This window comes from Plantactinospora sp. KBS50, from assembly GCF_002285795.1.
In the GTDB taxonomy this organism is placed as follows: Bacteria; Actinomycetota; Actinomycetes; order Mycobacteriales; family Micromonosporaceae; genus KBS50.
In genome coordinates this window covers 3,010,215-3,036,787 of record NZ_CP022961.1, presented here as the reverse complement: position 1 = coordinate 3,036,787, position 26,573 = coordinate 3,010,215, and the positions used below count along the sequence as shown (strand labels likewise).

At 74.1% G+C, this 26,573-nt stretch carries 23 protein-coding genes and 1 pseudogene; 11 read left to right on the top strand and 13 right to left on the bottom strand.

The annotated features are described in order from the left end of the window. Positions 1-95: 95 nt before the first annotated feature. Positions 96-1,109: a TerC family protein gene (locus tag CIK06_RS13510; protein ID WP_095565137.1), complete on the bottom strand. Its 1,014-nt coding sequence runs from the start codon at positions 1,107-1,109 to the stop codon at positions 96-98. Positions 1,110-1,310: 201 nt separating this feature from the next. Here CIK06_RS13510 and CIK06_RS13505 point away from each other — a divergent pair, with 201 nt between their 5' ends. Then, the gene (locus CIK06_RS13505) at positions 1,311-2,471 is read left to right on the top strand and encodes a CaiB/BaiF CoA transferase family protein (protein WP_369916142.1); all 1,161 of its coding nucleotides are present in this window, start codon (positions 1,311-1,313) and stop codon (positions 2,469-2,471) included. A gap of 54 nt (positions 2,472-2,525) precedes the next feature. Here the strand turns inward: CIK06_RS13505 and CIK06_RS13500 are convergent, their stop codons facing one another. Continuing rightward, complete coding sequence (locus CIK06_RS13500; protein WP_095565135.1) at positions 2,526-2,924, bottom strand: DUF2267 domain-containing protein; 399 nt, start codon at positions 2,922-2,924, stop codon at positions 2,526-2,528. A 230-nt stretch (positions 2,925-3,154) separates the two neighbouring features. Here CIK06_RS13500 and CIK06_RS13495 point away from each other — a divergent pair, with 230 nt between their 5' ends. After that, positions 3,155-3,847 carry a DUF1345 domain-containing protein gene (locus tag CIK06_RS13495; protein ID WP_198348239.1) on the top strand — a complete coding sequence of 231 codons (693 nt, stop codon included), beginning with the start codon at positions 3,155-3,157 and terminating at the stop codon, positions 3,845-3,847. Positions 3,848-4,301: 454 nt separating this feature from the next. Here CIK06_RS13495 and CIK06_RS13490 read toward each other — a convergent pair whose 3' ends face one another. Next, on the bottom strand, positions 4,302-4,982 hold the full coding sequence (locus CIK06_RS13490) for a hypothetical protein (protein WP_095565133.1): 681 nt from the start codon (positions 4,980-4,982) through the stop codon (positions 4,302-4,304). A gap of 365 nt (positions 4,983-5,347) precedes the next feature. Between CIK06_RS13490 and CIK06_RS13485 the strand changes: the two genes are divergently transcribed. From CIK06_RS13485 to CIK06_RS13465, 5 genes are read left to right on the top strand one after another with little or no spacing between them, the layout of a single operon-like run. After that, the gene (locus CIK06_RS13485) at positions 5,348-5,539 is read left to right on the top strand and encodes a hypothetical protein (protein WP_095565132.1); all 192 of its coding nucleotides are present in this window, start codon (positions 5,348-5,350) and stop codon (positions 5,537-5,539) included. A 12-nt stretch (positions 5,540-5,551) separates the two neighbouring features. Further along, complete coding sequence (locus CIK06_RS13480; protein ID WP_198348238.1) at positions 5,552-6,049, top strand: Asp23/Gls24 family envelope stress response protein; 498 nt, start codon at positions 5,552-5,554, stop codon at positions 6,047-6,049. Further along, positions 6,046-6,426 (top strand): hypothetical protein, encoded by a 381-nt coding sequence (locus CIK06_RS13475; RefSeq protein ID WP_095565131.1) that lies wholly within the window; start codon positions 6,046-6,048, stop codon positions 6,424-6,426. The genes CIK06_RS13480 and CIK06_RS13475 overlap by 4 nt, the downstream gene beginning before the upstream one ends. Positions 6,427-6,428: 2 nt before the next feature. Then, positions 6,429-6,956 (top strand): hypothetical protein, encoded by a 528-nt coding sequence (locus CIK06_RS13470; protein ID WP_095565130.1) that lies wholly within the window; start codon positions 6,429-6,431, stop codon positions 6,954-6,956. Continuing rightward, positions 6,953-7,540: a hypothetical protein gene (locus CIK06_RS13465; RefSeq protein WP_095565129.1), complete on the top strand. Its 588-nt coding sequence runs from the start codon at positions 6,953-6,955 to the stop codon at positions 7,538-7,540. The genes CIK06_RS13470 and CIK06_RS13465 overlap by 4 nt, the downstream gene beginning before the upstream one ends. Before the next feature lie 131 nt (positions 7,541-7,671). Here CIK06_RS13465 and CIK06_RS13460 read toward each other — a convergent pair whose 3' ends face one another. Both CIK06_RS13460 and CIK06_RS13450 read right to left on the bottom strand, forming a co-directional pair. Next, on the bottom strand, positions 7,672-8,649 hold the full coding sequence (locus CIK06_RS13460; RefSeq protein ID WP_095565128.1) for a pirin family protein: 978 nt from the start codon (positions 8,647-8,649) through the stop codon (positions 7,672-7,674). A 517-nt stretch (positions 8,650-9,166) separates the two neighbouring features. Beyond that, positions 9,167-10,348: a low temperature requirement protein A gene (locus CIK06_RS13450; protein WP_157756745.1), complete on the bottom strand. Its 1,182-nt coding sequence runs from the start codon at positions 10,346-10,348 to the stop codon at positions 9,167-9,169. Between the two features lie 189 nt (positions 10,349-10,537). Here CIK06_RS13450 and CIK06_RS13445 point away from each other — a divergent pair, with 189 nt between their 5' ends. Next, entirely contained in the window at positions 10,538-12,394 is a 1,857-nt protein-coding gene (locus CIK06_RS13445; protein WP_095565126.1) for a xylan 1,4-beta-xylosidase, read from the top strand. Between the two features lie 115 nt (positions 12,395-12,509). On the opposite strand, the gene CIK06_RS13440 is transcribed toward CIK06_RS13445, so the two are convergent. Genes CIK06_RS13440 through CIK06_RS13420 form a run of 5 tightly spaced genes read right to left on the bottom strand, consistent with a single transcriptional unit; the run spans position 12,510 to position 18,336 of the window. After that, entirely contained in the window at positions 12,510-14,081 is a 1,572-nt protein-coding gene (locus CIK06_RS13440; RefSeq protein ID WP_095565125.1) for a glucoamylase family protein, read from the bottom strand. A 44-nt stretch (positions 14,082-14,125) separates the two neighbouring features. Next, entirely contained in the window at positions 14,126-14,974 is an 849-nt protein-coding gene (locus CIK06_RS13435; protein ID WP_095565124.1) for a carbohydrate ABC transporter permease, read from the bottom strand. Between the two features lie 2 nt (positions 14,975-14,976). Then, complete coding sequence (locus tag CIK06_RS13430; RefSeq protein WP_095565123.1) at positions 14,977-15,930, bottom strand: carbohydrate ABC transporter permease; 954 nt, start codon at positions 15,928-15,930, stop codon at positions 14,977-14,979. Position 15,931: 1 nt separating this feature from the next. Beyond that, positions 15,932-17,200 carry a sugar ABC transporter substrate-binding protein gene (locus tag CIK06_RS13425; RefSeq protein WP_095565122.1) on the bottom strand — a complete coding sequence of 423 codons (1,269 nt, stop codon included), beginning with the start codon at positions 17,198-17,200 and terminating at the stop codon, positions 15,932-15,934. A gap of 26 nt (positions 17,201-17,226) precedes the next feature. After that, positions 17,227-18,336 carry a LacI family DNA-binding transcriptional regulator gene (locus tag CIK06_RS13420; protein ID WP_095565121.1) on the bottom strand — a complete coding sequence of 370 codons (1,110 nt, stop codon included), beginning with the start codon at positions 18,334-18,336 and terminating at the stop codon, positions 17,227-17,229. 120 nt (positions 18,337-18,456) lie between these two features. On the opposite strand from CIK06_RS13420, the gene CIK06_RS13415 reads away from it, so the two are divergent. Then, on the top strand, positions 18,457-20,946 hold the full coding sequence (locus tag CIK06_RS13415; RefSeq protein ID WP_095565120.1) for a beta-galactosidase: 2,490 nt from the start codon (positions 18,457-18,459) through the stop codon (positions 20,944-20,946). Positions 20,947-20,958: 12 nt separating this feature from the next. Here CIK06_RS13415 and CIK06_RS13410 read toward each other — a convergent pair whose 3' ends face one another. The 3 genes and pseudogenes from CIK06_RS13410 to CIK06_RS13400 all read right to left on the bottom strand — a co-directional run bounded on the left by CIK06_RS13410 (position 20,959) and on the right by CIK06_RS13400 (position 24,207). Further along, positions 20,959-21,543 (bottom strand): adenylate kinase, encoded by a 585-nt coding sequence (locus CIK06_RS13410; protein WP_095565119.1) that lies wholly within the window; start codon positions 21,541-21,543, stop codon positions 20,959-20,961. 249 nt (positions 21,544-21,792) lie between these two features. Then, positions 21,793-22,782: pseudogene (gene cydB / locus CIK06_RS13405) on the bottom strand (cytochrome d ubiquinol oxidase subunit II); the annotation flags it as partial. Positions 22,783-22,797: 15 nt separating this feature from the next. Beyond that, a complete protein-coding gene (locus tag CIK06_RS13400; protein WP_095565117.1) occupies positions 22,798-24,207 on the bottom strand; it encodes a cytochrome ubiquinol oxidase subunit I in 1,410 nt (469 codons plus the stop codon). 159 nt (positions 24,208-24,366) lie between these two features. Between CIK06_RS13400 and CIK06_RS13395 the strand changes: the two genes are divergently transcribed. Next, a complete protein-coding gene (locus tag CIK06_RS13395; RefSeq protein WP_095565116.1) occupies positions 24,367-24,840 on the top strand; it encodes a universal stress protein in 474 nt (157 codons plus the stop codon). A 388-nt stretch (positions 24,841-25,228) separates the two neighbouring features. Then, positions 25,229-26,566, top strand: coding sequence for a hypothetical protein (locus tag CIK06_RS13390; RefSeq protein ID WP_095565115.1), 1,338 nt, complete (start codon positions 25,229-25,231; stop codon positions 26,564-26,566). Positions 26,567-26,573: the final 7 nt, after the last annotated feature.

The window sequence follows — 26,573 nt, the reverse complement described above, 5'->3', positions numbered from 1 at the left end:
CGGTGCCCGCGCAGCAGGGGACCGGAACCGGTCGGTCGGCACCCGGCGCGCTCCGGCCGGCCGGAACCCGGCACCCGGGGCGCGGCCGGAGATGGTCAGCGCTCGGCGGCCGGAGCGCGGGTGGCCCGCAGGCTGGTCGCCGTCACCACGGCCAGGACCCCGATGATCACGCCGAGCGAGGCCGGGGTGGGGATCTGCGGCACGCCCGGCCACACCCCGTGGGCCCAGTGCAGTCCCAGCTTGACCCCGATGAACGCCAGGATGACCGCCAGGCCGTAGCTCAGGTGCACCAACCGGCTCAGCGCCGCGTGCAGCACGAAGTACAGCGCCCGCAGGCCGAGCAGGGCGAAGGCGTTGGTCGTGAAGACCAGGTACGGATCCTCGGTGATGCCGTACACCGCGGGCACCGAGTCGACCGCGAAGACCACGTCGGCACCGAGCACCGCGACCACCACGAGCGCCAGCGGGGTGAGCGCCCGGCGGCCGCCGATCCGGGTGGTCAGCGCCGGGCCGTGGTAGTCGTCGGTGACCGGCATGAGCCGGCGCAGCAGCCGCACCGAGCGCATGGCGGAGACGTCGACCTGCTGGTCGTGCCCGGCGAGCGCGTCCCGCAGCAGCTTGCCGGCCGTGGCGATCAGGATCGCGGCGAACAGCAGGAAGGCCCAGTCCAGCGTCTCCAGGGCGGCGGCGCCGACCGCGATGAAGACCCCGCGCAGCACCAGCGCGCCGGCGATGCCGTACAGCAGCACCCGCTGGGCCAGCACGGCCGGCACCGCGAACGCCGCCAGCAGCAGCATGAAGACGAACAGGTTGTCCACCGACAGCGACTTCTCGACCAGGTAGCCGGTGAGGTACTCCAGCCCGCGTTCGGAGTCGTACCGGAGCCAGACGAACACCGCGAAGGCCAGCGGCAGCGCGATGTAGAAGATCGACCAGCCGACCGCCTCGCGCAGCGACACCTCGTGCGGGCGCCGGGTGATCAGAAAGTCCAGGACCAGCAGCGCCAGCACCCCGCCGATGGTCACCGCCCAGAGCGCGGGGGTGCCGACCGAATCCAGGGCCAGGATGGACGTCTGCGGCCAACCGTCGAGCTGCGACGAACCGGTCACGGGGATGCCTCCTCGAACATGGTGAAATGTCCGAGGTCTCCTTCATCCGCCGGGGCGGACAACCACCCGGGGCGCCGCGGGCGGCGCCGTACTGACCGGAATGGTTCGTGGGAAGTACTCCCCTCGCCCGGTAACGGTAGGCGAGTCCCGGCCGGGACGGCAAGCGACGCGGCCGTGCCGCCGGTGGCCTATGGTGTCCCGGTGATCGAGGACACCCCGGCGGCCGGACCGCTGGCCGGCGTGCGCGTGGTCGAGCTGGCCGGCATCGGTCCCGGCCCCTTCACCGCCATGCTGCTGGCCGACATGGGTGCCGACGTCATCCGGGTGGACCGGGCCACCGAGGTACGTCCGGAGCTGTTCGGCACGCCGCACCCGGACCTGCTGAACCGGGGCCGCCGCTCGATCGGGGTGGACCTGAAGGAGCCGGCCGGCCGGGACGTGGTGCTGAGCCTGGTGCGGCGCGCGCACGTGCTGCTGGAGGGCTTCCGGCCGGGCGTCACCGAGCGGCTCGGCCTGGGACCGGCGGACTGCCACGCGGTGAACCCGGAACTGGTGTACGGCCGGATGACCGGCTGGGGCCAGGACGGTCCCTACGCCCCGGCGGCCGGGCACGACATCGACTATCTGGCGCTGACCGGCGCCCTGCACGGCATCGGCCGCCCCGGTGAGCCGCCGGTGCCGCCGATGAACCTGCTGGGCGACTTCGGCGGCGGCGGCATGGTGCTGGCCTTCGGCGTGGTCTGCGCGCTGTACGCGGGCGGCGCCGGACAGGTGATCGACGCGGCGATCGTGGACGGCACGGCGCTGCTGACCACCCAGATCCACGCGCTGCGCCGGATGGGGATGTGGCAGGACGCCCGCGGGGTCAACCTGCTCGACGGCGCGGCGCCGTTCTACACGACGTACGAGTGCAAGGACGGCCGGCACCTGGCGGTGGGTGCGCTGGAGCCGCGCTTCTACGCCGAGCTGGTCCGGCGTACCGGATTCGAACCGCCGGAGGGCGAGGGGCGGGACCGCACCGACCCGGCGCAGTGGCCGGCCGCCCGCGAGCACTGGGCACGGCTGTTCCGCAGCCGGACCCGGGACGAGTGGGCGCGGCTGCTGGCCGGCGGCGACGCGTGCGTGGCCCCGGTGCTGGACTGGGACGAGGCACCCGGGCATCCGCACCTGAGCGCCCGCGGCACGTTCGTGGCGCCCGGCGGGATCAGCCAGCCGGCGCCGGCGCCGCGGTTCAGCCGTACCCCCGGTGCGGTACGCCGGCCGCCACCGCATCCCGGCGAGCACACCGCCGCGGTGCTCGGCGAACTCGGCCTGTCCGCGGAGCGGATCGCGACGCTGCGCGCCGACGGCGCCGTGGCCTGACGCGGGAGCCGGCAGTCCGGCCGGCGCCGGCGGCCCGACGAAGCGGCGGTCCGGTCAGGAGTGCCGGACCACCCGGGCCGGCGACGGTTCGATCATCGCCTGGTAGTCGTCCGGCAGCCGGGCCACCAACTCGTTGAACTCGTCGCCGGTGACCGCCTCGTGCAGGGTTTCGAACAGCGCCCGTACGGCGTCCCGGGCCGCCGGTTCGGTCACCCCGGCCCGCTCGGCCACCCGGCGGGCGAACTCGGCGGCGTCGAAGTGCTCGGCCTGCTCGTCGGGGGGTCGCAGCAGCCCCTGCAGCGGTAGCGGCAGTTGCGCGGCGAGGTCCAGCGCCTCCCCCGCGGTCAACCGGTCGTTCAGCGTCTCCAGGGTGGCCCGGCTCAGCTCGACGGCCTGCTCGCTCGGCACCCGCGCGCGGCGCGAGACGAGATCCACGAAGGTGTCGTAGTTCATGGCGGCGGGTACCCGCGCTCCACCGCCGCTAACGACCGGACGCCGCACCGTCCGGGCGCCGGCAACCGGCAACCGCCAAGGCGTGACCGGGCCGGCGGCGGGTATGCGCGCGGCGAGCGCCCGCGGGGCGCGGCGAGCGGGAGCGAGGGCGGGGCGACATGGCGACCAGTCAGCGGGTGATCCGGCACCAACGGGTGGCCCGGGACCTGCGGCCCGGCTGACCGCCCCCGGTGGCACGCCGTCTGGAGGACCAGCCGCGATCCGCCCGCGGAAGGCTGCGCCCGCTGCGGGGCCGCCCGGCGCACGCGCCGGCCCACCTGGTCAGCATGAGCCTGGTGGGGATCGGTGCCGGGCTGTGCTTCGCGCGCTTCTTCTCGATCCTGCTGGCGCCGCTGGTCGGCTGGGACGTGGCCGCGCTGGTCTACCTGGCCCGCACCTGGATCCGGATCGGCCCGCTGAATCCGGCCCGGACCGCGCGACTGGCCGTGCTGGAGGACCCGGGCCGCGGCTCGCGGGAGGGGCTGCTGCTGTCGGCCTGCCTGGCCAGCCTGCTGGCGGTGGCGTTCGTGCTGACCGGCGCCAAGGCGCACCGCGGCGGGGCCGAGCAGATCCAGATCAGCGTGGCGGTGATCAGCGTGCTGATCTCCTGGGCGACCGTGCACACCGTCTTCACCGCCCGCTACGCCCGGCTGTACTACACCGGAATCGACGGTGGCATCAACTTCAACCAGGGCATGCCGCCGCGCTACTCGGACTTCGCCTACGTGGCCTTCACCATCGGGATGACCTTCCAGGTCTCCGACACCAACCTGACGATGCCGGAGATCCGCCGCACGGCGCTGTGGCATGCGCTGCTGTCGTACCTGTTCGGCGCCGTGATCATCGCGGTCACCATCAACCTGCTGGCCGGCCTGGTCCACTGACCGGATCCTCCGGGCCGGATCGGCCGGGCGGGGTGTTCACGCGGTGGATCCGGGGTATGGCCCGGACGGCGGGCTGGTTCCCCGCGCCGCGCCTGCGAGCCTGGGAGGTCGGACGAGGTGCCCGGCAAGCCCGGCAGGCATGCCAGGGCACCACGTCCGACCGCGCCCCGGCGATCTCCGGGCACCCGAACCGGGCGCACCCGCCGGATGGCGGCCCGCCGGCCCGGCACCGGGCCGGCACTGCTACCGGTCCCATCGTACGAGGGCGCATCGTCCGATGGGACGAGAATGCCCGGACTTGTCCGGCAGTCGAGACACCCGCCCCCGTGGCGGAGGCCGCGGACGGGTCGGCGCCACGGGCGGGTCGGCGCCACGGGCGGGTCGGCGCCACGGGCGGGTCGGCGCCACGGGCGGGTCGGCGCCACGGACGGGACCGACCCCGCCATCCCCACAGTCAGCCGAGGGCGCCGGCGCGCAGCGGGCCGTAGGCGTTCTCGGCGTCGGTACGGGCCAGCGCGCCGACGAACCAGGCGAACCGCTCGGACTCGCGCGAGCCGGCCAGGGCGACCAGGTCCCGCAGGTTGCGGCCGAGGCCAAGCTTGCGGGCGGCCGCGAGGGCCCGCCGGTCGGCCACCGGCCCGGACTCCGGCCACAGCGCCTGCGCCTCGCGCAGGAACAGCTCGACCACCCCGTCGTCCACCGCCGGCAGCGCGGTGAGCAGGGCACGTTCCCGGTCCGGCCGGTACCGCGCCGCGACCCGGACCCGCCGCAGGTCGCCGCGGTAGCGCCGGACCAGCGCCTGGGCGAGGTCGCCGAGCAGGACGGAGAGTTCCATGGCGGCACCGCCGCGCCAGCCGTACTCCCGCAGCAGGGCCGCACGGTCCTCGGCGAGCGAGCGGGCCAGCCGCGCCGGGGTGTCCCAGCCGCGGTCGCGCAGCCCGCGCGCGGTGGCCGTGGCCCGGCCCACGTCGCCGGTACGCCGCAGCAGCACGGCAAGGTAGAGAACCTGGAAGAGGCTGCCGGGATTGTTCGTCACGCGCAGCCCGTACGCCTCGGCGAAGCCCCGGCCACCGGCCAGGAGTCGCCGCATCATCCGCTTCCTGCGCTCGATGTCCGAGCCGACGGTACCGGTCATGGCACCGGCGTACCCCCTCCGGGCGCCGGCACGCCGGCGGCGGCACGCCGGGGTCGCACGCCGGGGTCATGCGCCGGGGTCGTGCGCCGGGTCCCGCGGATCGTCGGGCGCCGCCGGCGACGGTGGCCGGAGTGTCTGCGGGCGGCCCGCGACGCGCGTTCGTCCCGGTCCACGCGGTAGCCGACCAGTTGTCGCGGCCATCCGGGCCAGATCGCGGAATTGTGACCCAGCTCACATTCACGGGCGGCGGCGGCGGGTTCGTTCCCGGCTCCTCGGTGTATCCACCGATCGGGTCGCCTACCGGGTGGCCCGGGCGGTGACCGGCCGGATCGGCCGTCGGCGCCCGGCTGGTGAAGGGACATGCGATGACTCGCCAACAGTACGGCTTTCTGATCGGCTTCCTGATCGCCGCCCTCTGGGCGATAGCCGGATTCGGCGCGGCGGCCGGGGCTGTGGTCGCCGGCCTGGCCGGCTGGCTCGTGGTCCGCGTCCTTGAGGGCGACGTGCAGGTCGCCGGCCTGTTCGACCGGACGGCGGCCCAGCGCCGCCGCGGATGAGAGGGGAACGGCATGACTCAGACGCGAACAGAGACGGACCACCGCGGGGACGGCCGTAACACCGGCGACCGGCTGCGGTCGGCCGCCAACCGGATGCCCGGCGCCGGCGACACCGAACGGGCGCAGTTGGTGACCGAGCACGGGCGTACCCGGATCTCGGCCGGCGTGGTGTCGAAGATCGCCGGCTTCGCGGCGCGCGAGATCCCCGGCGTGTACGCCATGGGCGGCGGCCTGAGCCGCCGGGTCGGCCAGCTCAAGGGGATGGTGGGCGCGAGCCAGGACTCCCGGCAGGGCGTCTCGGTCGAGGTCGGTGAACGGCAGACCGCGGTCGACCTGGACATCGTCACCTGGTACGGGCAGAGCATCATGGACATCTCCAACGCCGTCCGCAGCAACGTCATGGACCGGGTGCACGCCATGACCGGGCTGGACGTCACGGAGGTCAACGTGAACGTCGACGACGTCTTCGTGGAGGGCGAGGACGACGACCGGGGGTCGGGTTCGCGATGACCGCCACGGCCCGCGGGCAGGTGCGTACGCCGCAACCCGAGCCCGCCGCGGCCCGCCACCCGGCGCCCACCGGCGTCGCGGAACTGGCCACGGCGATCGCCGGGGCGGTGGCCGAGGTCCCCGGCGTCGCCGGACTGGTCCCGGGTGGCCCGGTCGAGGTCGCCACCCTGTACCCGGGCGGCAAGGTGACCGGCGTCCGGCTCGGCGGCGAGGTCGAGGTGTGCGTACACCTCGACCGGCTGCCGATCGGGCCGGTCGCCGACGCGGTCGCCGCGGCGGCCCGCCGGGTGCTGGCCGCGGCCGGCGCCGACCGGCCGGTGCTGGTCACCGTCGCCGACATCGAGCCCTCGGCGCTGGCCGAGGGTACGGGGTGGTAGCCGTGCGCATCGTCAACCGGATCGCCACCCTGCTGCTGTCGCTCGTGCTGCTGGCCGCCGGGCTGGTGCTGGTGATCGAGGCCGCCCGGGTCGGGTTCGGCCGGCCGCCGCTGGTCGTCGAGCGGAACTCCTGGTACACCGCGCTGCGGGACACCCAGTTGAACGCGACGCCGGTCCGGATCGGGGTCGCCGCCGCCACCGCGCTCGGCCTGCTCATCGTGCTGTCCCAGGTACGCCGCTGGCGTCCGCGCCGGTTGGACGTGCCGCTGGGGCCGGGCCGCTGGAGCGTGTCCCGCCGGTCGGTCGAACGCCGCCTGGCCCGCGCGGTCACCGGGACCCCGGGGGTGCGGCACACCGACGTACGGGTGGTCGGCCCGAGCCGGGCCGGCGAATGGCGGCCGCGGATCCGGGTGGCCGGCGGCCCGGCCACCGCGGCCGGCGCGCAGGCCGCCGCCCGCCGGGAACTGGACCGGTTGGGCGCCCCGCCGGACGGGCTGCGGATCGACACGGACCGCGGGAGCCGGCGGTGAGCACGGCCGCGCACCGCCGCCTGTGGACCCTGATCGGGGTCGCGCTGCTGCTGCTGGGCGGGGCCGGGCTGGCGGTCAGCTTCGGCGCCATCCCGGGGGTCGACCCGCAGACCGCCGTGTTCTGGCCGGGCATGCTCGCCTGGTGGCGCGGCCTGGGCGGCTGGGCGCCGCTGCTGGTCGTGGGCATCGGGCTGCTGCTCGCGCTGCTGGGGGCCAGTCTGCTGCGCCGGCAGCTGATACCGCGCACCGAGCCGGCGGCCGGCGACATCGTGCTGGCCGACGACGCCGGGCCGGGTCGGTCCGGCGGGCGCACGGTCATCCGGTCCGGTGTCCTCGCCGACGGGTTGGAGCGCGACCTGGAGCGGGATCCGCGGATCCGGCGGGCCACCGTGGACGTGCACGGCACGGCGCCGGAACCGGAGCTGGCCATCCGGCTGCGTCTGGTGGCCGGGGCGACCCCGCGCGCCCTCCAGCACCACCTGCAGGCCGCCGTGGACCGGTTCGGCCGGACCTCGGGGTTCCATCCGGCCCGGCTCGACGTGTCGGTGACGCTGGACACGACCGCCCCGGTCCGGGTCCACTGACGGACCGCGGACCGGCGGGCCGCAAACCACGGGCCGGCGGGACCGGCGGACCGGCGGACCGGCGGACCGGCGGACCCGGCGGCGGCCACGGGCGGCGCCGCCGGTACGGGCGAACACCGCCGGGATGCGGGTCAGCCGGACGTGCGGCCGTGCCGGTCCCGGGCCTTGAGCCGGGTGGTCGGCATGGCCGGTGCCGGCAGCGGCCCGGCGGGGTCGCCGGTGACCGGGCCGAACCGGCGGCCGGCGGCCCAGTCCGCGCGGGCCTCGACGATCTCCTCGTGCGAGCGGCCCACGAAGTTCCACCACATCACCAGGGGCTCGTCGAACGGCACGCCGCCGAGCAGGAGCAGCCGGGCCGCGGCCGGCGCGGTCAGCGTCAGCTCGGTGCGCTCCGGCGGCAGGTACAGCAGCGTCCCCGGCTCCAGCGGTGTCCCGGCCACCTCGGCCCGGCCGGACATCACCAGCACGCCGTGTTCGTACGTGCGCTCCAGCGGGAGCCGGCCGGCGCCGCCGGCCGGCAGCCGCAACTGCGCGCCGACCAGCGGGCTGTGCACGGTGACCGGCGAGCGGGTCCCGGCCACCTCCCCGACCAGCACGGTGGTCTCCAGCTCACCGAGGCGCAGCCGCGGCATCGCGGCGTGGTGGGTGAACTCGGGGTCACCGTGCCGGGCCCGCTCGGGCAGCGCGATCCAGAGCTGGAGGCCGTGCATGACCGGCGGGTGCCCGGGCGGCGACTGCTCCGAGTGGGCGATGCCGCGGCCGGAGGACATCAGGTTGAGTTCGCCGGGGCGGATCAGCTGGCTGCTGCCCAGGCTGTCCCGGTGCAGGATCTCCCCCTCCACCAGCCAGGTCACGGTCTGGAGTCCGGTGTGCGGGTGCGGCGGGATCTGCATTCCCGGGCGGCCGGCCACGTCGTCCGGGCCGAAGTGGTCGACGAAACACCAGGCGCCGATCATCCGCCGCTGCCGGTGCGGCAGCAGCCGGCGGACCGTGGTGTACCGGCCCAGCGGTACGTCGTGGCCCGGCAGCAGCACGCTGGACGGTTCGCCGGTGCCGTCCACCGCGCCGGGTGGACGGATCTCGGCCGGTATCGGCTGTACGGCGCTCACCCGATTGAATCTACGTCGCCCCACCGCTCATTCGGGAACGGGTTTGCCGAAGCCGCGACCCGGGCGGGTACGCGCCCTGGCTCACCCGCCTGCAACAGCGGCTCCCCGCCCGAGCCACCGTGTTGGATCTCGGCTGCGGCTGCGGCTGCGGCATCCCGGTCGCCGGGGCACTCGCCGGCAACGGCCGACCGGGGGATGTCGGAGAAGGCCGGGCCGTACTGCACCGGCGCATGGCGTCGCTCACGGCCGTGCTGCGCCGCGGTTGGGTGTTGCGTACGAGGCAGCAGAGCAAAGCGGACGAGAGGGCTCGTTCCGGGGCGCCGGGCGCAGGGATCTGCCCTGGTGGAGCGGGCCGGGTCGGGCCGGGTCGGGCCACGACGGACGCCGCGGGCCGGTCCTGTCGTCCACTGGTTGATCGGGTCCTGACCGGAGTCCGGGACGGCGACCACGCCCAGACTCGGCCGAGGACGGGGCCGAGGACGGGGAGGACGGGGCCGAGGACGGGGCCGAGGACGGGTCAGTGCCGGCGGGGCGGGGGCCGGGGCACGCTCGGGTTGCGCAGCCAGCCGGCCACGTCGCCGGCCGCGACCCCGGCCAGGATCAGCACCATCGTGCCGGCCACGAACAGCGGCGGCAGCAGGAGCATGGCCGGCGCGGTGGCGGCGATGGCGGCCAGACCGATGATCCGGGACAGCGCGACCTTGCTGAACACCGTGTACTCCAGGCGGGCGCGGCCCAGCAGGAACAGCACCGGCCCGGCGATGATCGCCGCCGACCAGGAGCGGTGCGGCCCGACCAGCGGCGCCGCGATCACCAGCTTGGCGGTGACCGCCACGGCCACCGACGCCGCCGCCAGGAGCAGATGCGTGTACGCGGCCGAGCGGCCGAGGTGGGCCGGGTCCTCGGCCACGGCGAGGGCGTCGGACATCAGCTCGCCGGCCCGGTAGATGTAGATCCGCCAGAGCAGGCCGGTGATGCTGAACGAGACCACCAGCGCGGCGACGCTGTCCAGGCCGAAGGGCCGGGTGCCGAAGGTGGTTCCGGCCACCAGGATGTCGCCGCCGAGCGCGATGATGATGATCTGCCGGTAGCGCTCCGACGTGTGCTCGGCGGCGAGCCACCACTCCGAGGTGCGCGACCGGCCCAGCCCCGGGGTCGGGAAGTCCAGCCGGGCCGCGGCGTAGTCGATGAGCACGGCGAGCGTCCACAGCGCGAGCCGCTGACCCCACGGCAGCGCGGCGCCGAGCAGCCAGGGCACCGCCGAGATCAGGAACCAGAACATCGTGCGCAGGCCGCGCCGGCGGAACGTCCTGTCACGCAGCGCGACGGTGAGATACAGCGAGCGGCCGAGCTGGATCGCCACGTAGCCGCCGGCGAAGATCCAGGACGCGTCGTCGAAGGCGCCCGGTACGGCGGCCCCGACCACCAGGCTCACCAGCATGATCCCGATGACCACGAGCTGCGTGCTCGGGTGGCTCGGGTCGAACCGGTCGGTCATCCAGACCGTCATCATCCAGATCCACCAGATCGCCGGCAGCAGCACCAGCGTCTCCACCAGGTCCGTCCAGCGCAGGTGGTCGACCAGGCCCTGCGACACGCGTTCCAGGGCGAACACGAAGACCAGGTCGAAGTACAGCTCCAGGAAGGTGACGTGCTGCGGGCCGCCCGGGTCACGCAGTAGGTCCCGCTCCCGCGGCATGGGCGCGCCCCCGATGGTCCGGCCGTGGCATCCCGCCAGTCGTACCACGGCAGGCACCGGACCAGGGCGGGAACGCCGGCGTCGGCGGTCCGGCCCGGCCGGAAAAAACCTCGGTACCCCTCGCGCCAGCATCGCAGAAACCGGTTACAGTGCTCGGACGGGACCAACCGAGACCCCCCGGAGGACCTGGTGACCGACGCGAACGTTCCACCGCCGCCCGCCGCCCGCGATGACTGGGAGGCGCGCATCGCCCGCCGCAGCGACGAGTCCGGAGCCGCGGCACCGACCCCGGTACTGCCGGCGCCGGACGGCCTCACCGCCACCGGCGGCGTGGGCCAGGTCCGGCTGGCCTGGCGGCCGGTGGCCGGCGCCGTGGGCTACCTCGTGCACCGCGCGCCGCTGCGCGACGGCCGCCCCGCCGGCCCGCTCACCCCGGTCGACCACCTCGGCGGGGACGTCCTGGCCGTACCGGACACCTGGTACGTGGACACCACCGGCGAACCCGGCGTGCCGTACGCGTACGCCGTCGCGGCCGTGCCGGAGGTGACCGTGACCGGACCCCTCGGCGCGACCGTCGTGGCCGCCGCACAGGCCGCCGGCGAGGCGCCGCCGACCGTCGAGCTGAGCGTGGACGGCGCCGCCGCCGGCGGCCCGCTGCACCGGCCCTGGCAGCCGATGATCGGCAGCGAGCGACTGTCCCAACTGCTCTGCCGCGACACCTCGGGCGGCCGGGAGATCGGGACCGAACTGCTGGCCGCGCTGCGCCGGATGCACGACGAGATCGGCGTCGAGTCGGTCCGGGCGCACTCGGTGCTGCACGACGACCTGGGGGTCTACCGGGAGGTCGACGGCCAGCCGGTGTACGACTTCGACCAGGTGGACGAGGTCTACGACCTGGTCCTCGGCGTCGGGCTGCGCCCGGTGGTCGAGATCGGCTTCATGCCCCGCGACCTGGCCGCCGACCCGGACCGCACCGTCTTCACCTACCGCGGCATCATCTCGCCGCCGCACGACTGGGACCGCTGGGGCGACCTGGTCCGGGCCCTGGTCCGGCACCTGCTGCACCGGTACGGTCCCGCGGTGCTGGACTGGGATTTCGAGGTGTGGAACGAGGCCAACCTGGAGGTGTTCTGGTCCGGCAGCCGGGCCGAGTGGATGCGGCTGTACGACGTGACGGCGCAGGCGGTCAAGGACGTGGACCCGCGGATCGCCGTCGGCGGCCCGTCCTCGGCCGCCGCCGGCTGGGTCGACGCGCTGCTGGAGCACGCCGCCGTCTCCGGGGCCGCGGTCGACTTCGTCTCCACGCACACCTACGGCAGCCCGCCGCTGGACCTGCGGCCCACCCTGGCCCGGTTCGGCCGGCCCGACACCCGGATCCTGTGGACCGAGTGGGGCGTCACGCCGACCCACTTCAACCCGGTCAACGACGGGACGTCCGCCGCGACGTTCCTGCTCACCGGCATGCGGTCGGCGGCCGGCCGGGTGGACGCGCTCTCCTACTGGGTGGCCAGCGACCACTTCGAGGAACTGGGCCGGCCGTCCGCGCTGCTGCACGGCGGCTTCGGGCTGTTGACCGTCGGCGGCATCGCCAAGCCGCGCTTCCACGCGCTGCGGATGCTGTCCCGGCTCGGCGCAACGGAACTGCCGGTGACGGCCAGCGGGGACGGCGCCGGCGGGCTGGTGCAGACCTGGGCCAGCCGGCACACCGACGGCAGCCTGGCCATCCTGGTCTGGGCCGACACCCTGGACCAGGCCAAGCGGACCGGCGATCCGGCGCTGGCCCGCCGGATCCGGCTGACCGTCGGCGGCGCCGCCGGGCGCAGCGCCCAGGTCACCCGGCTGGACCGGGAGCACGGCGACATCACCACGCTCGCCGAGCGGCTCGGCGTCGCCGACTGGCCGACCGAGCAGCAGTGGACGGCGCTGCGGGCGGTGGACACGCTGGTCGGCGAGAAGGTGCAGCCGGACACCGCGGGCGACGCGGCGGTGTTCGAGCTGGACCTGCCGCAGCCCGGCGCGGTGCTCATCGAGGTGGCCGGCGCCTGACCCGTACGGCCCGGCGCCCCCGATCACGGGGCGCCGGGCCGGGGATCGGCCGGCAACCGGTCAGGGAAACGGACCCGCCCGGCGCGTGCGCCGGGCGGGTCCGTTTCCCTGACGTTCAGTGGCCCAGTTGCGGGAGACGCTGGTCGGCCGGCACGTTGAACGCCTCCTGGGCGATCAGCGGCCGGATCCGGCGCTCGAACTGCGGCGAGACGAACGCACGCCGCACCAGGTCCCGGCCGAGCGCGTTGCCGAGCGCGGCCATCGTCATCGCCTGGTCCAGCGAGAGGTAGCGGCGGGCCACGGTGCCACTGCCCACCGCGACGGCGTCGTAGAAGCCGCCCGGACCGTACGCGTCGAAGTCGGCCCTCAGCCGGGCGAGGTTGTCCACGACCGGCCCCTTGGCGTACGGCAGGGCCAGGAACGAGGCGTGCGGGGTCACCACGCCGTCGCCGTACTCGGGATCCGGGCCCGCCGGGCGGCAGTCACCGAAGCCCGCGTCGTACGTCGAGCCTTCCACGTCGGACGGGTAGCCGTCGGTGTCCATGCCCATCGCGTCCACGCCCCAGGCCCGGTAGCCGCCGGCCGGGTCGCTGGCCGGCGAGAAGCCCCAGTAGCCGTACCCGGCGTCGGTCATCCCGTGCTCGATCTGGCCGGCGACGGTGGCCGGGTGGTTACGGCCCCAGCTGTTCGGCGCCCACCGCGCCTCCGGGACGAACAGGTCCGGCATCAGCGCCTCGAACATGTCTCCGCCCCAGCTCGGCACGAACTGGATGCCGCGGTACCGGTAGGCGCCCTCGTACACCGGAACGCCCTGGTACGTGGCGTCGAAGCCGACCGGCTGCATCTCCTGCCAGCTCCAGTCGCAGCTCGCGGGCAGTGTGCGCATGGTGTGGTAGTAGGCCTCCGGCGGGATCTGGCCCATGGCGATGCCCAGGTAGGTGGCCATCCGCGGCTCGGTCACGGTGATGTCGTAGTGGTTGCAGGTGAACCAGACACCGTCGCGCGGCTGCGAGCATCCCGGCGGCTCCGCGTCCCAGAATCCGCCGGCGATCAGGCCGCTGGCGCCGGACGGGGTGCTGGCTTCCGGGTTGTAGAAGAAGCCGAAGTCCATCGTGCGCAGGATCGCGTCGGCCCGGCCGCGCAGTTCGGGCACCGCGCCCTTGACCACGTTCAGCCCGGCCGCGAGCCACCCGTTGTCCACGCTGGACATGAACGGGTAGACGGGACTGCCGTCGTCCGGCCAGACCGTGACGACCGAGCCGTCCCGCGGGTCGTACCAGTTGTAGTACATCCCGGAGGCGGTGTGGTGCTGGAGCCCGGCGAGCGTGTCGAGGGTCCGGGCGATCCGGTTGCGGGCCTCGGTCCGGGAGATGATGCCCAGGTCGCGGGCCACGACCGCGGACCACAGGTAGCCGCCGATGTTGGTGGGTGAGGTGTAGCCGGACCGGCCGGTCGCGGCGAGGTCGCCGGTGATGTTGTCGGCGACCAGCCCGGTACGGGGATCGGTCATGGCGACCATCGACCGCCAGGTGTCGCGGGCGTAGCCGGCCAGCGCCCGGTCGGCGCCGGTACGGGTCCCGGCGCCGGCCGGCGCCGCGGAGTCGGTGCCGGCGGGTGCCGCGGCGGCGGCCGCGGCGCCGGTCAGCGTGAGTGTCAGGGCGAGCAGCGGTGCGAGAAGACGTCGCATGGGTCTCCTTGTCCAGTCACGTGGGGCCGGTCACTTGAGGCCGGTCACTTGAGGCCGGTGGTGGCGATGCCGCGCAGGAAGTGCCGCTGGAGCACGAGGAAGACGACGAGCACGGGGAGCACGACAACGACGGCGCCGGCCAGCAGCAGGCCGTAGTCGGTCCGGTTCTGGCCGACGCTGTACAGCGCGAGGGCGACCGGCAGGGTGTACTTGTCCTCCGTGGTGGCCACCACCAGGGGCCAGAGGAAGTTGTTCCAGGACGCGAGGAAGGTGAGGATGCCCAGGGTGGCCAGCGCCGGCCGGCACAGCGGCAGCACCACCCGCCAGAAGATCCGGAACTCCCCGGCGCCGTCGACCCGGGCGGCCTCGATCAGGTCGTCGGGGATCGACTGGAGGAACTGCCGCATCAGGAAGACGCCGAACGGCCCGACCAGGAACGGAAGGATCAGCCCGGCGTACGAGTTCGTCAGGCCCATGTTGCTGACCAGCACGAACTGCGGGACGAACGTCACCATGCCGGGCACCATGAGCATGCCGAGCACGGCCAGCAGCAGCGCCCGCTTGCCCGGGTAGCTGAGCTTGGCCAGCGCGTACCCGACGAGCGAGCAGAACAGCAGGTTGCCGGCCGTGACCAGGGTCGCGACCAGCGCCGAGTTGAAGAAGTAGAGCGGGAAGTCGAGCCGGGCGAACAGCTCGCGGAAGTTCTCCAGCGTGATCGTCCCGGGCCACCAGGTCGGCGGCACCGCCCGGATCTCCCGCTCCGGCTTGACCGAGGACAGCGCCATCCAGACGAATGGCCCGGCCACGGCGAGCAGGCCGAGGCCGAGGGTGACGTGCAGCACGGTCCGCGCGACCCGGTCCCGGGTACGCAGTGCGGTGTTCGAGGTGACCATCGTCAGTTCCTCTCCCCCAGCAGCCGGAACTGCACGACCGACAGCGCCACGATGGCCAGGAAGAGCACGTAGCTGGCGGCGGCCGCGTAGCCGTAGTTGCCGAACCCGAACTGGTTGTAGATGTGGTAGGACACCGACAGGGTCGAGGAGAGCGGTCCGCCCTGGGTCATCACGAACGGTTCCTCGAACAACTGGAGGTACCCGATGCCGGTGATCACGCCGCCGAACAGCAGCGTCGGGCGCAGCATCGGCAGCGTGACGTTGCGGAACTGCTGCCACCGGGTCGCCCCGTCCAGGGTGGCCGCCTCGTAGAGGTCGGCCGGTACCGCCTGGAGCCCGGCCAGGAAGATCACCATCAGGAATCCGAAGTTGCGCCACGCCGCCATGGCGATCAGCGACGGCAGCGCGAGCGCGGTGTCGGACAGCCAGCTCGGCCCGTCGATGCCGACCAGCCGCAGCAGGTTGTTCACCAGCCCGATCTCCGGGTCGAGCAGGAACCGCCAGACCACCGCGATGGCCACGATGCTGGTCACCACCGGCAGGTAGAACCCGACCCGGAACAGCGCCCGGAAGCGGACCAGCCCCGAGTTGAGCGCCGAGGCGGCGCCGAGCGCCAGCACCATGGTCAGCGGCACCCCGAACACGACGAACACCAGCGTGTTGACCGACGAGCGCCGGAACAGGTCGTCGGCGAACAGCCGGGTGTAGTTGTCGAGGCCGACGAAGTTGACCGCGAGCGGGTGGCGCAGGTCGGTGGAGCGCAGGTCGGTGAAGCTCATCACCAGTGAGGCCGCCACCGGCAGCGCCATGAACACCACGAACAGCACGGTGAACGGCGCGGAGAAGGCCCAGCCGGTCAGCGCTCGGCGCAGGCGTACCCGGGATCCGGCCGGGGCGGCGCGGCGGCCGGCGGTGACGCCGGCCGACCGCGCCGAGGCCGTGGAGGCGCTGGCCATCTCAGCTCCCGGTCCCGATCGCGCTCGCCTTCTCCTGAATCGCCTTGGCGGTCGCGGCCGGATCGGTGTTCTGCTTGCACAGCTTCTCGACCTCGATGTCGAACGCCGCGGCGATCTGCTCCCAGGTCGGGATGGCCGGCGGCGCCTTGGCGCTGTTGAGCTGCTCGCCGAAGGCGGCCAGGAAGGTGTCGCCGGACAGCGTCGAATCGTTCCAGGCCGACTGCACGGCCGGCAGGTCCTTGACCGCCTCGTACCACTTGACCTGCACCTCGGGCTGGCTCAGCCACTGCACGAACTTCCAGCCGCCGTCCCGGTTCCTGGCGTCCTTGAAGACGGCGAGGTTGCTGCCGCCGATGAACGAGGTGGAGGACTGCTTCGTCGGCATCTGTGCCACCGCGTACTTGTCCTTGAAGTCCGGCCCGCCCTGCTCCTCGACGATGCCCATGTGCCAGGGGCCGGAGATGAACGCGCCGATCTCGCCGTTGACGAAGCCGGGTTCCAGCGAGCCGTCCGGCAGGTCGGTCGGCGCCAGGCCGTCGGTGAAGAAGGACTGGTAGTAGGCGAGCGCCTCGGTCAGCTCCGGGGTGTCGAAGCTGAGCTTGTCCTCGGTGGCCACCTCGGCGCCGTTGGACCAGGCGAACGGCAGCACCGACTGCCAGCTGCCGGTCTTGCCGGGCTGGAGGTTGATTCCCCACTTGGCGCCGGCCTTCTCCTTCATGCCCTTGGCCATCGCCGCGAGGTCGTCCCACGTCTTCGGGCCGTCCGGGAAGCCGGCCTTGGCCGCCAGGTCCTTGCGGTAGTAGATGAGCCGGGTCTCCACGTACCAGGGGACGCCGTAGGGGGTGTCGTTGACGATCGTGGTGTCCCAGGCGCCGGGGAAGAAGTCGTCCTTCTTGATCAGGTCCGGCGGGGTCGGGTCGAGCGCGCCGGACTTGGCGAACTCGCCCTGCCAGGTGGTGCCGATCATCGACACGTCCGGCGTCTGCTTCGCGGCGATGGCGCTCGCGATCTTCTGGTGCGCCGCGTCCCACGGGACGGCCGTCACGTTGACCTTGGCGTCGGGGTTCTCCGCGGAGAACGCCTTGGCGAATTCGGCGAGCTTCTCGCCCTCGGTGCCCATCGCCCAGACCGTGATGTCCCCGCTCGCCTTGCCGGCGCCGACGGACTTCGCCTCCTCCCGGCCGCCGTCCGAGTCACGGCCGCAACCGGCCAGCGCGATCGACGCGGTCAGGGTGGCCGCGATCGCGGCGGCCAACCGCCTGCTTCTCATCTCGTACCTCCGAGGGGTTGGATGTTTCAGGGGGTGGATGTCGCCTGATCTGCCGGGCAGCCGCAGCTGTGCCGCAGAACGAGTTCGGTGGTCAGCAGAAGATCGGGGGCGGGCGGGGCGCCGGGCTCGGCGGCGGCCGCCAGCAGCACCCGGGCCGCCTCCGCGGCCAGTTCCCGCACCGGTTGCCGGACGGTGGTCAGGCCCGGGGTGACCAGCCCGGCCATGGGCGCGTCGTCGAAGCCGGTGATGACCAGGTCCTGCGGTACCCGCAGGCCGCGGCCCAGCGCGCCGACCAGTACGCCGAGCGCGGTCTCGTCGTTCGCGCAGACGACCCCGCCGGGACGCGCCGGCGCCGCACCGGATTCCGCGGCGCCGCCGGCGGCTCCGGCTCCGGCTCCGCTCCCGCTTCCGGTTCCGGTTCCGGTTCCGGTTCCGGGGCGGAACAGCCGCTCGGCCGCGAGCACCCCGTCGGCCTGTTGCAGCCCCACCGGCACCGGCGCGGCCGGCGGGGCCAGCCCGAGCGACCGGTGCGCGTCGAGGAAGCCGGTCCACCGCCGGGTGACGTCCGGCGAGCCGGCCGGGTTACCGACGAAGACCAGGTCCCGCAGTTGGTGGTCGACCAGCAGATGCCGGGTCAGCGCCGCCATGCTCGCGGTGTTCTCGGCCCGCACCGACGGGACGTCCCCGGGGCCCTCGCCGGCGATCACCACCACCGGCGTCTGCTGGGCCAGCCGGCCCAGCGCGCCGTCGGAGATGGTGCCGCCGACCACCGCCACGCCGTCGACCCGGCGGCCCATCTCCAGCACCTGCGCGTCGGAGTCCTCCCGCAGGTGCGTGCAGAGGATGTGCACGCTGGAGCGGGACGGCATGGCCTCGGACTCGAAGCCCTGGATCAGTTCGGTGAAGTACGGCCCGGACAGTCCGGGAAAGACCAGGCCGAGTGCGCCGTGCCGGCGGGCCGCCAGGGCCCGGCCGAGATGGTCCGGGCGGTAGCCGTGCTTCTCGATGGCCTCCAGCACCCGGCGGCGCATCTCCGGGGACACCTGCCCGGTGCCGTTGGACACCCGGGACACGGTTGCCACCGAGACCCCGGCGAGCCGGGCGATCTCCCGAACCGTCACGCGGCTGTTGCTCATGTCCTCCCCGATCCGTAACGTGCCTGACACAGAAACCGGTTTCAGGCGACCATAGGCAGCCGAGACGCAGTTCACAAGTCTCGGGTCCACAATCTCCGGCGAGAGGGAGCTCTGCCCGATATGCCCCAGGTGCTACTTCAAGACCGCAGGATCACCATCGACGGCCGGCCCCGTCTGCTGCTGGCCGGCGAGGTGCACTACTTCCGGCTCGCCCGGCGCGACTGGGCCGACCGGCTGGACCGGCTGCGCGACTGCGGCGCCGACACCGTGGCCACGTACGTGCCCTGGCTGTGGCACGAGTTGCCCGACCGCACCGTCGACCTGACCGGGCGTACCGACGAACGCCGCGACCTGGCCGGCTTCCTCGACCTGGCGCACGACCGCGGCCTGCACGCGATCGTGCGGCCCGGGCCGTTCATCATGGCCGAGATCAAGAACGAGGGCGTGCCGTTCCGGCTGTACGCCGATCATCCACACCTGCTGGCGAGCACCTGGGACGGCGCCCCGATCCCCACCCGTACCCTGGACTACCTCGCGCCGGAGTTCCTGGCCGCGGCGGACGGCTGGTACGCGCAGGTGATGCCGGTAGTGGCCGGCCGGCTCGCCACCCGCGGCGGCCCGGTGCTCGCGGTGCAGCTCGACAACGAGATCGGGATGCTGTCCTGGGTCACCAACTCCCCCGACCTGACCGACGGGCTCTGCGCCGACCTGGCCCGGTGGGCGGTCGACCGGTACGGCCGCTCCGGCGCCGCGCGGCGGGTCGGTGCCGACCCGTCCGACGCCCCGGCCTGGGCCGCGGCGTTGCGCACCCCCGCCGACGAACACTCCCTGACGCTGCACGACGACCTCGGCCGGTACATGCGGGACCGGTACCGCCGGTACGTGGCGGCGCTGCGCGAGTCCGCGCAGCGGCACGGCGTGACCGGGGTGCCGTTCCTGGTCAACGTGCACGGCACCGACGAGAAGCGGGGCCGCACCTTCCCGATCGGGATCAGCCAGCTCGCGCAGGCGTACCACGGCCAGCCGCAGTTGACCGCCGGCTCGGACTACTACCTGGGCGACCTGACCGTCGGCAACGTGCCCGACCTGTACGTCTCGAACGCCTTCCTCACCGCCTCGCTCGCCGCCGACCAGCCGTTGACCTGCCTGGAGTTCGAGGCCGGCAGCGGCGACTACACCGAGGACCTGAGCACGCTGTACCCGCCGGAGGCGCTGGACCTGAAGATCCGGCTGTGCGCGGCCCAGGGCAACCGGCTGGTCAACCTCTACCTGTTCGCCGGCGGGCACAACCCGCCGCTGGCCGAGCCGGTCGGCGACGGGAACGACCGGATCGCCTTCACGGGGCAGCGGCACGGGTTCGCCGCCCCGCTCGGGCCGGAGGGTCGGCCCAACCACACGTACCCGGCGGCCCGCCGCGCCCTGCACGCGCTGCGCGGGGCCGCGGACCTGCTGGCCGACGGCGACGAGGAGCACGACGACCTGGCGCTGGGGTTCGTCCCCGACCACTACCTGACCGAGTACCGCCACCCGGCGTCGGCGCCGCGCACCGCGCAGGTCGCCGAGCTGGAGCGGTTCCGCGGGATGGGCTCCCGGGAGATCCTCGCCCGCGCCCTGCTGCTGGGCGGCTTCTCCTTCCCGGCCGTGAACCTCGCGGCGCCCCCGGCACCCCCGGCGGAGTCGGGGGCGCCGACGCCACCCCCGGCGGCCGCGTCGGAGTCGGCCGCGTCGGCGGAACCGGCACCGGACCGACCGGCGCCCCCGGCCGGACCGGGCGTACTCGTGCTGGCCAGCGCGCCCACCCTCGGCGCCGACGTGCAGCGCCGGTTGGTGGCGCACCTGGCGGCCGGCGGCCGGCTGCTGCTGCACGGGCCGCTGCCGGTCCGCGACCACGACGGCGCCGACTGCACGCTGCTGGCCGACGCGCTGGGCCTGCGGGCCGACGGCTGGGTGGAAAGCGGCCGGGACTACTTCCCGTCGGTGGTCGGGCACGGCTGGGCGGCCGGTCCCGCGGAGGTCCGGGTCGGCTGGGCGCAGCTACTTTCCGGGGCCGGTGAGCCGGTGCTCACCGAGGTCGGCTCGGGCCGGCCCTGCGCCGTGGAGGTGTCCGTGGGCGCCGGCCGGGCCCTGGTGATCGCCGCCGACCAGCCCTGCCTGCTGGACTTCTGGCGGGCCGCGCTGGACCGGCTGGGCGTGCGGCCCCGGCTGCGGCACGACGCCGGGACCGCGGGGCTGGTGCTGACCAGCACCGTGGACCGGTCCGGGCAGCGGCTGCTGCACCTGATCAACGTCGCGCCCTCGGCGGTCGAGTTCGGCCTGAGCGACGGCGACCGGCCGGTGCTGAGCGGGCGGCGGCTGCGGATGCCGGCCCGGTCCGGGCTGATGCTGCCGGTGGGGGTGCGGGTGGGTCCGGCCACCCTCGTGGAGACGAGCTGTGAGCTGGTCAGCCGGGAAGGGTCGACGGTCGAGCTGCGGCCTACCCAGGGCGAGGACATCGCCGTCTTCGCCACCGACCGGCCGGTGCGGGTCGACCGCGGCAACGTGCTGGTCGACGGCGAACGGGTGGTCGTGACGCTGCGCGGGACGGCACCGGTCCGGATCGAGATCGGCTGACCGGGCGGCCGTTCAGCCGTCCAGCAGGTGCCGCACCGCCTCCAACTCGGCCACCAGTGCGGCGGTCACCTCGTCGACCGACCGGGCACCATCGATCTTGAGCAGCTGCTCGCGCTGGCGGTAGTAGTCCAGCAGCGGCAGGGTGTGCTCCTCGAACACCCGCAGCCGCCGGGTGATGACGTCCTCGGTGTCGTCGGTGCGGTTGGCCGCCCGGCCGCGCTCCAGCAGCCGGTGGACCAGCTCCGGCCGGGGCACGTCGAGGAAGACCGCCACCTGCACCGAGGCGCCGATGTCGCGGGCCACCAGGTACGCCACCTCCGCCTGCTCCACGGTGCGCGGGAAGCCGTCCAGGACGTACCCGCCGTTGCGGCTGGCCGCCTCCACCGGCTTGCGGAGCACGTCCATCACGATCCCGTCCGTGACGAGGTCCCCGCGGTGCATCGCGGCCCCCACCGACCGCCCGATGGAGGTTTCCTCGGCGATGTGCCGGCGCAACAGGTCACCGCTGGAGATGTGGGTGAGCCCGAAGTGCTCGGCGACGCGTACCGCCTGGGTCCCCTTGCCCGCCCCGGGCGCACCGATGAGCAGCAGCCGCATACGCTCCCCCTTCCCTCGAACCGGACCTTTGCGAGGGTAGCCCGCCCGGACTCAGCTCCCGACCGCCGGCCGGGAACCGCCGCCGGGAGACCCCGCGGGAGACCCCGCGGGGGACCCGGCGGCGGCCGCCGGACCCGCACTCCCTGCCGATCCGGCCGGGTCCGACGATCCAGCCGGGTCCGCCGATCCGACCGGATCCGACCATCCGGCCGGGTCCGCCGATCCGGCCGGCAGCGGGCCGCGGGGCGGCGGGATGTCCGCCGTGCCGATCCGCCGCCGGAAGACCCGGTACGTCCACGCCTGGTACGCCAGCACCACCGGGGTGACCAGGACCGCCACCCAGGTCATCACCGTCAGCGTGTACGGCGTGGCCGCAGCGTTGTGCACGGTGAGCGTGCCGGCCGGGTCGAGCGTCGAGGGCAGCACCCGGGGGTAGAGCCCGACGAACAGCGCCGCGGTCGCGGTCACCACGGTGACCGCGGTGGCCAGGAAGGCCCAGCCCTCCCGCCCGATCCGGTTGGCCAGCAGCGCGCCCACCAGCGCCGCGGCCGCGAGCACGGACAGGGCCGCGCTGACCGGGTCGCCGTGCGCGGCCTGCGTCCAGCCCAGGAACCCGACCGCCGCGGCGGCGGCCACCGGTCCGACCCGGCCGGCCAGCCGGCGCGCCTCGATCCGGATGTCGCCGGTGGTCCTGAGCGCCACGAACACCGCGCCGTGGGTGAGGAACAGCGTCAGCGTGGTCAGCCCGCCCACCAGGGCGTACGGGTTGAGCAGGTCGAACACGGTGCCGACGTACTCGTGCCGGGCGTCCAGCGGCACCCCGCGGACGATGTTGCCGAACGCCACCCCCCAGAGCAGCGCGGGCACCAGGCTGCCGCCGATGATGGCCGCGTCCCAGCGCCGCCGCCACCGGTCGTCGTCGACCTTGCCGCGGTACTCGAAGGCCACCCCGCGCAGGATCAGCGCCACCAGGATGAGCAGCAGCGGCAGGTAGAACCCGGAGAACAGGGTGGCGTACCACTCGGGGAAGGCCGCGAAGGTCGCGCCGCCGGCCACCAGCAGCCACACCTCGTTGCCGTCCCAGACCGGCCCGATCGTGTTGATCAGGACCCGGCGGCGCGGCTCGTCGCGGCCGAGCACCGGCAGCAGCATGCCGACGCCGAAGTCGAAGCCCTCCAGCAGGAAGTAGCCCGCCCACAGCACGGCGATCAGTGCGAACCAGACGTCGTTGAGAGTCACCGGACGCTCCCGGGGTCAGTAGGCGAAGGCGAGTGGGCGGGTTTCGTCGTCGTCGGCGTCGGCCGGCGCCGGCTCCGGCCCCGGTTCGGGCGGCGGGCCGGCCTTGGCCGCCGCCAGCAGCAGGCCGACCTCGACCACCGCGAGCGCGCCGTAGAGCAGGGTGAAGACCACCAGCGAGGTGATCACGGCGCCGGCGCCGACCGTCGGCGAGACGCCGTCGGCGGTACGCAGCACGCCGAACACCACCCACGGCTGCCGGCCCATCTCGGTGAAGATCCAGCCCATCGTGTTGGCGGCGAACGGCAGCCAGACCGCCCACACCCCGGCCCGCCAGATCCAGCGCCGCCCGGGCAGCCGGCCGCCGCGGGTGAGCCACAGGCCGGCCAGGGCGAGCACCGTGACCAGGGCACCGAAGCCGATCATGAGCCGGAACGACCAGTACGTCACCGGCACGTACGGCCGGTAGTCGCCGGGGCCGTACCGCTGCTCGTACTCGCGTTGCAGGTCGTTGATGCCCTCGACGGTGCCGTCCGGGTCGCCGGTGGCCATCATCGACAGCGCGTGCGGGACGCGGAGGCTGAGGACCTCCTCGCGGCCGTCCAGGGTGCCGATCGTGAACAGCGAGAACGACGCCGGTCCGGAGGTGTCGTACAGGGCCTCGGCCGCGGCCATCTTCATCGGCTGCTGGTGGGTCATCACCCGGGCCTGGATGTCGCCGGTGACCACCAGCAGCACCCCGGCCACCGCGACCACCCACAGCGCCAGCCGCAGGCTCGGCCGGAACACCGCCACCTCGTTGCGCCGGGCCAGGTGCCAGGCGCAGACCGCCAGCATCACCGCGCCGGCGGTGAGGAACGCCGCGGCCAGGGTGTGCGGGAAGGTGACCAGCGTGGTGGAGTTGGTCAGCACGGCCACGATGTCGGTCAGCTCGGCCCGGCCGGTCACCGGGTTGTACACGAAGCCCACCGGGTGCTGCATCCAGGAGTTGGCGGCCAGGATGAAGTACGCCGACAGCACGGTGCCGACGGCCGCGAGCCAGATGGTGGCCAGGTGGACCCGGCGGGGCAGCCGGTCCCAACCGAAGATCCACAGGCCGAGGAAGGTCGACTCCAGGAAGAACGCGAGCAGCCCCTCCAGGGCCAGCGGCGCGCCGAAGATGTCGCCCACGAACCGGGAGTACGCGCTCCAGTTCATCCCGAACTGGAACTCCTGCACGATGCCGGTGACCACGCCCATGGCGAAGTTGATCAGGAACAGCTTGCCCCAGAACCTGGTCGCGCGCAGGTACTCCGGCCGGTCGGTGCGGACCCACGCGGTCTGCAGCCCCGCCACCAGCACGGCGAGGCCGATCGTGACCGGTACGAAGAAAAAATGGTAGACGGTGGTGACGCCGAACTGCCACCGCGCCAGGTCCAGTGCATTCACGGCACCGATCCTGCGATCGGATTCCCGACCCGAGCAGGGCCGAAGGTCCCGCCGGGGCGAGGCACACCGGCCCCTCGTGGGCGGGACGTCGGGACCTGCCGCACGCGCCGCCACCCCGGGTGTACTCGACGGTGCAGGGGTCGAGGAAGGAGTGCGACGATGAGCGACAACTACCTGATCGTGGTCGGTGTGGACGGTTCCGGGGGCGGCCGGCGGGCGCTGGAGTGGGCGGTCCGGGAGGCCGCCAACCGCGGTGGCACCGTGCAGGCGGTCGCGTCCTGGCGCTGGGACGGCATCGAGAGCGACTTCGTCACGGTGGGCACGGCCGCGCAGGAGCGCAACCGCACCGTGCAGATGCTGGACCGCGAGATCGGCGAGCTGACCCGGGCCGTCGCCGCCCCGGTCCCGGTCGCCAGCGAGGTGGTGGAGGGCCGCGCGGCCGAGGTGCTGGCCGCCGCCGCCCGCGACGCCGACCTGCTGGTGCTGGGCAGCCACGGGCACAGCCGGTTCCGGCACACCGTGCTGGGCTCGGTGAGCGAGGAGTGCGTCCGCAAGGCCACCTGCCCGGTGGTGGTGATCCCGGTGCCGGTACCGGCGCGCAGCGCCGCCGCCGAGCCGGCGCTGCGCGGCTGACCGGGCCGAAGGTCCCGGACACCGGCGTCCACCGGCCCTGTCCCGGACCCCCCGGGCGGCGTGCAATGAGGGTGGCCCTCGACGCGGTTGGTCGACCCGAGGGCCGGGCCGGGGCCGGCGACGCATGCCCCGTGCTGACCTGGACGGTCGTCCTGCCTCCGGAGGATCCGCATCTTCCCGGACGGCCGTCCGGTCAGCGGTCGCGCCGGCCGAGGTCAAGGCTCCGGTGGCGGCGCCGGATGTGCCGGCCGGGAGGAGACTCCCGGCCGGTACGCCGCCGCCCCGGCGCGCCCGATACGATCACCGTCGCCGCCGCGGGACGGTACGGGCAGCACCGGCGGCGCGGTCGACCGGGAGAGCGTGCATGGGAATTCGTCGACGACAGGCCTTGGTTCTCGGTGGCTCACTGGTCGCCCTCAGCGGCTGCCAGGCCGCCACCGACACCGCCGACGCGCCGACTCCGAGCATGGACCCGGAGGTCGATGCGATTCTGGACCGGCGGGCGACGGCGCTGGCCAACGAGGACGCGCCCGGCTGGCTGGCCGCGGTGGACGCCGGCAACCCCGCCCTGGTCGCGCACGAGAAGCAGGTCCTTGCCAACCTGCGCCAGCTCGCACCCGAGCAGGTGCGGTTCCGCCGCTGCGGTCGGGGTCCCGACCCGGTCGCCCCGGGCCGGTACGCGAGTTCGCTCCCGTTGCAGTCCATCGCGTACGACGTCGACCTGACGATGCGGCTGCCCGGGGTGGACGCCGCCGCCACGACGGTCCGGCACCGGTACGTCTTCGGCCGGGTCGACGGCGCAGTCACCCTGGTGGACGTGGCCCGCGGCGCGGCCGTCGGCGGTGAGCCGGTGCCGCTGACCGACTGCCCGTGGGACACCTGCGCGTTGCAGGTCCGGCGCCGGCCGGGTGTGCTGCTGGCCGCACAGTCCGATGTCGACAACGCGGACGCGCTGGCGGAGGTCGCCGCGCAGGCGGTCACCGAACTGCGCCGGGACTGGGGCGAGAACCCGCTGCCGGAGTCCTTCGCCGTCTTCGTGGCCGCCGACACCGACACCTTCCGGGGATGGTTCGGCGGTGCGGCGCCGGACTGGACCGACGGCGTCACCGTCGCGGTCCGCCGGGCCGGGGCGAAGGACAGCGGGGACGGCCGGTACGCCGGCACCCGGATCGCCATCGACCTGCCGGCCAGCCGCACCGCCGGCAGCCCGTACGAGACCATCAAACGCCAGCTCGGGTACGCCGCCGGCCTGGCCATGCTGCCGGCGTCGCCGCGGCCGGCCAGCCTGCCCGGTGCCGCCGAGATCGGCGCGCCGCTGTGGGCCGTCGAGGGTTTCGCCCAGTACCTCGCCGGCCGGGACTCCTCGGCGGTGCGCGGCCGGGCGCAGACCCGGCTGCGGGCCGCGCGGCTGGCGGCCGAGCCCGAACTGGGCGCCGAGCCCGAACTGGCCGCCAACCCGAGCTTCTACGCCGCCCCGGCCCGCTCGACCAACCTGGCGCTCGCGTCCAGCCTGTTCCAGTTCGTCGCCGGCCGGTACGGCCACCGGCGCGCCCGGGAGTTGTACCTGGCGGCAGTGACCCGGCCGGCCGGCAAGAGCGCGGAGCCGGACCCCCAGGCGGGGCTGGCCGGGGCGCTGGCCCGGGCCGGTCTGGTCGGCGCCAGCCAGGCCGACGCGGCATCCACCGACTTTTACGCGCAGTGGCGCCACTTCGTGCTGCGGTCCTGACGGTAGG

Coding starts and splice junctions, on each gene's coding strand:
- CIK06_RS13410 (WP_095565119.1), bottom strand. CDS start 21,543: ATGCGGCTGCTGCTCATCGGTGCGCCCGGGGCGGGCAAGGGGACCCAG.
- CIK06_RS13435 (WP_095565124.1), bottom strand. CDS start 14,974: ATGGTCACCTCGAACACCGCACTGCGTACCCGGGACCGGGTCGCGCGG.
- CIK06_RS13425 (WP_095565122.1), bottom strand. CDS start 17,200: ATGAGAAGCAGGCGGTTGGCCGCCGCGATCGCGGCCACCCTGACCGCG.
- CIK06_RS13450 (WP_157756745.1), bottom strand. CDS start 10,348: ATGCCGCGGGAGCGGGACCTACTGCGTGACCCGGGCGGCCCGCAGCAC.
- CIK06_RS13480 (WP_198348238.1), top strand. CDS start 5,552: ATGACTCAGACGCGAACAGAGACGGACCACCGCGGGGACGGCCGTAAC.
- CIK06_RS13475 (WP_095565131.1), top strand. CDS start 6,046: ATGACCGCCACGGCCCGCGGGCAGGTGCGTACGCCGCAACCCGAGCCC.
- CIK06_RS13440 (WP_095565125.1), bottom strand. CDS start 14,081: ATGCGACGTCTTCTCGCACCGCTGCTCGCCCTGACACTCACGCTGACC.
- CIK06_RS13420 (WP_095565121.1), bottom strand. CDS start 18,336: ATGAGCAACAGCCGCGTGACGGTTCGGGAGATCGCCCGGCTCGCCGGG.
- CIK06_RS13415 (WP_095565120.1), top strand. CDS start 18,457: ATGCCCCAGGTGCTACTTCAAGACCGCAGGATCACCATCGACGGCCGG.
- CIK06_RS13490 (WP_095565133.1), bottom strand. CDS start 4,982: ATGACCGGTACCGTCGGCTCGGACATCGAGCGCAGGAAGCGGATGATG.
- CIK06_RS13485 (WP_095565132.1), top strand. CDS start 5,348: ATGACTCGCCAACAGTACGGCTTTCTGATCGGCTTCCTGATCGCCGCC.
- CIK06_RS13430 (WP_095565123.1), bottom strand. CDS start 15,930: ATGGCCAGCGCCTCCACGGCCTCGGCGCGGTCGGCCGGCGTCACCGCC.
- CIK06_RS13395 (WP_095565116.1), top strand. CDS start 24,367: ATGAGCGACAACTACCTGATCGTGGTCGGTGTGGACGGTTCCGGGGGC.
- CIK06_RS13500 (WP_095565135.1), bottom strand. CDS start 2,924: ATGAACTACGACACCTTCGTGGATCTCGTCTCGCGCCGCGCGCGGGTG.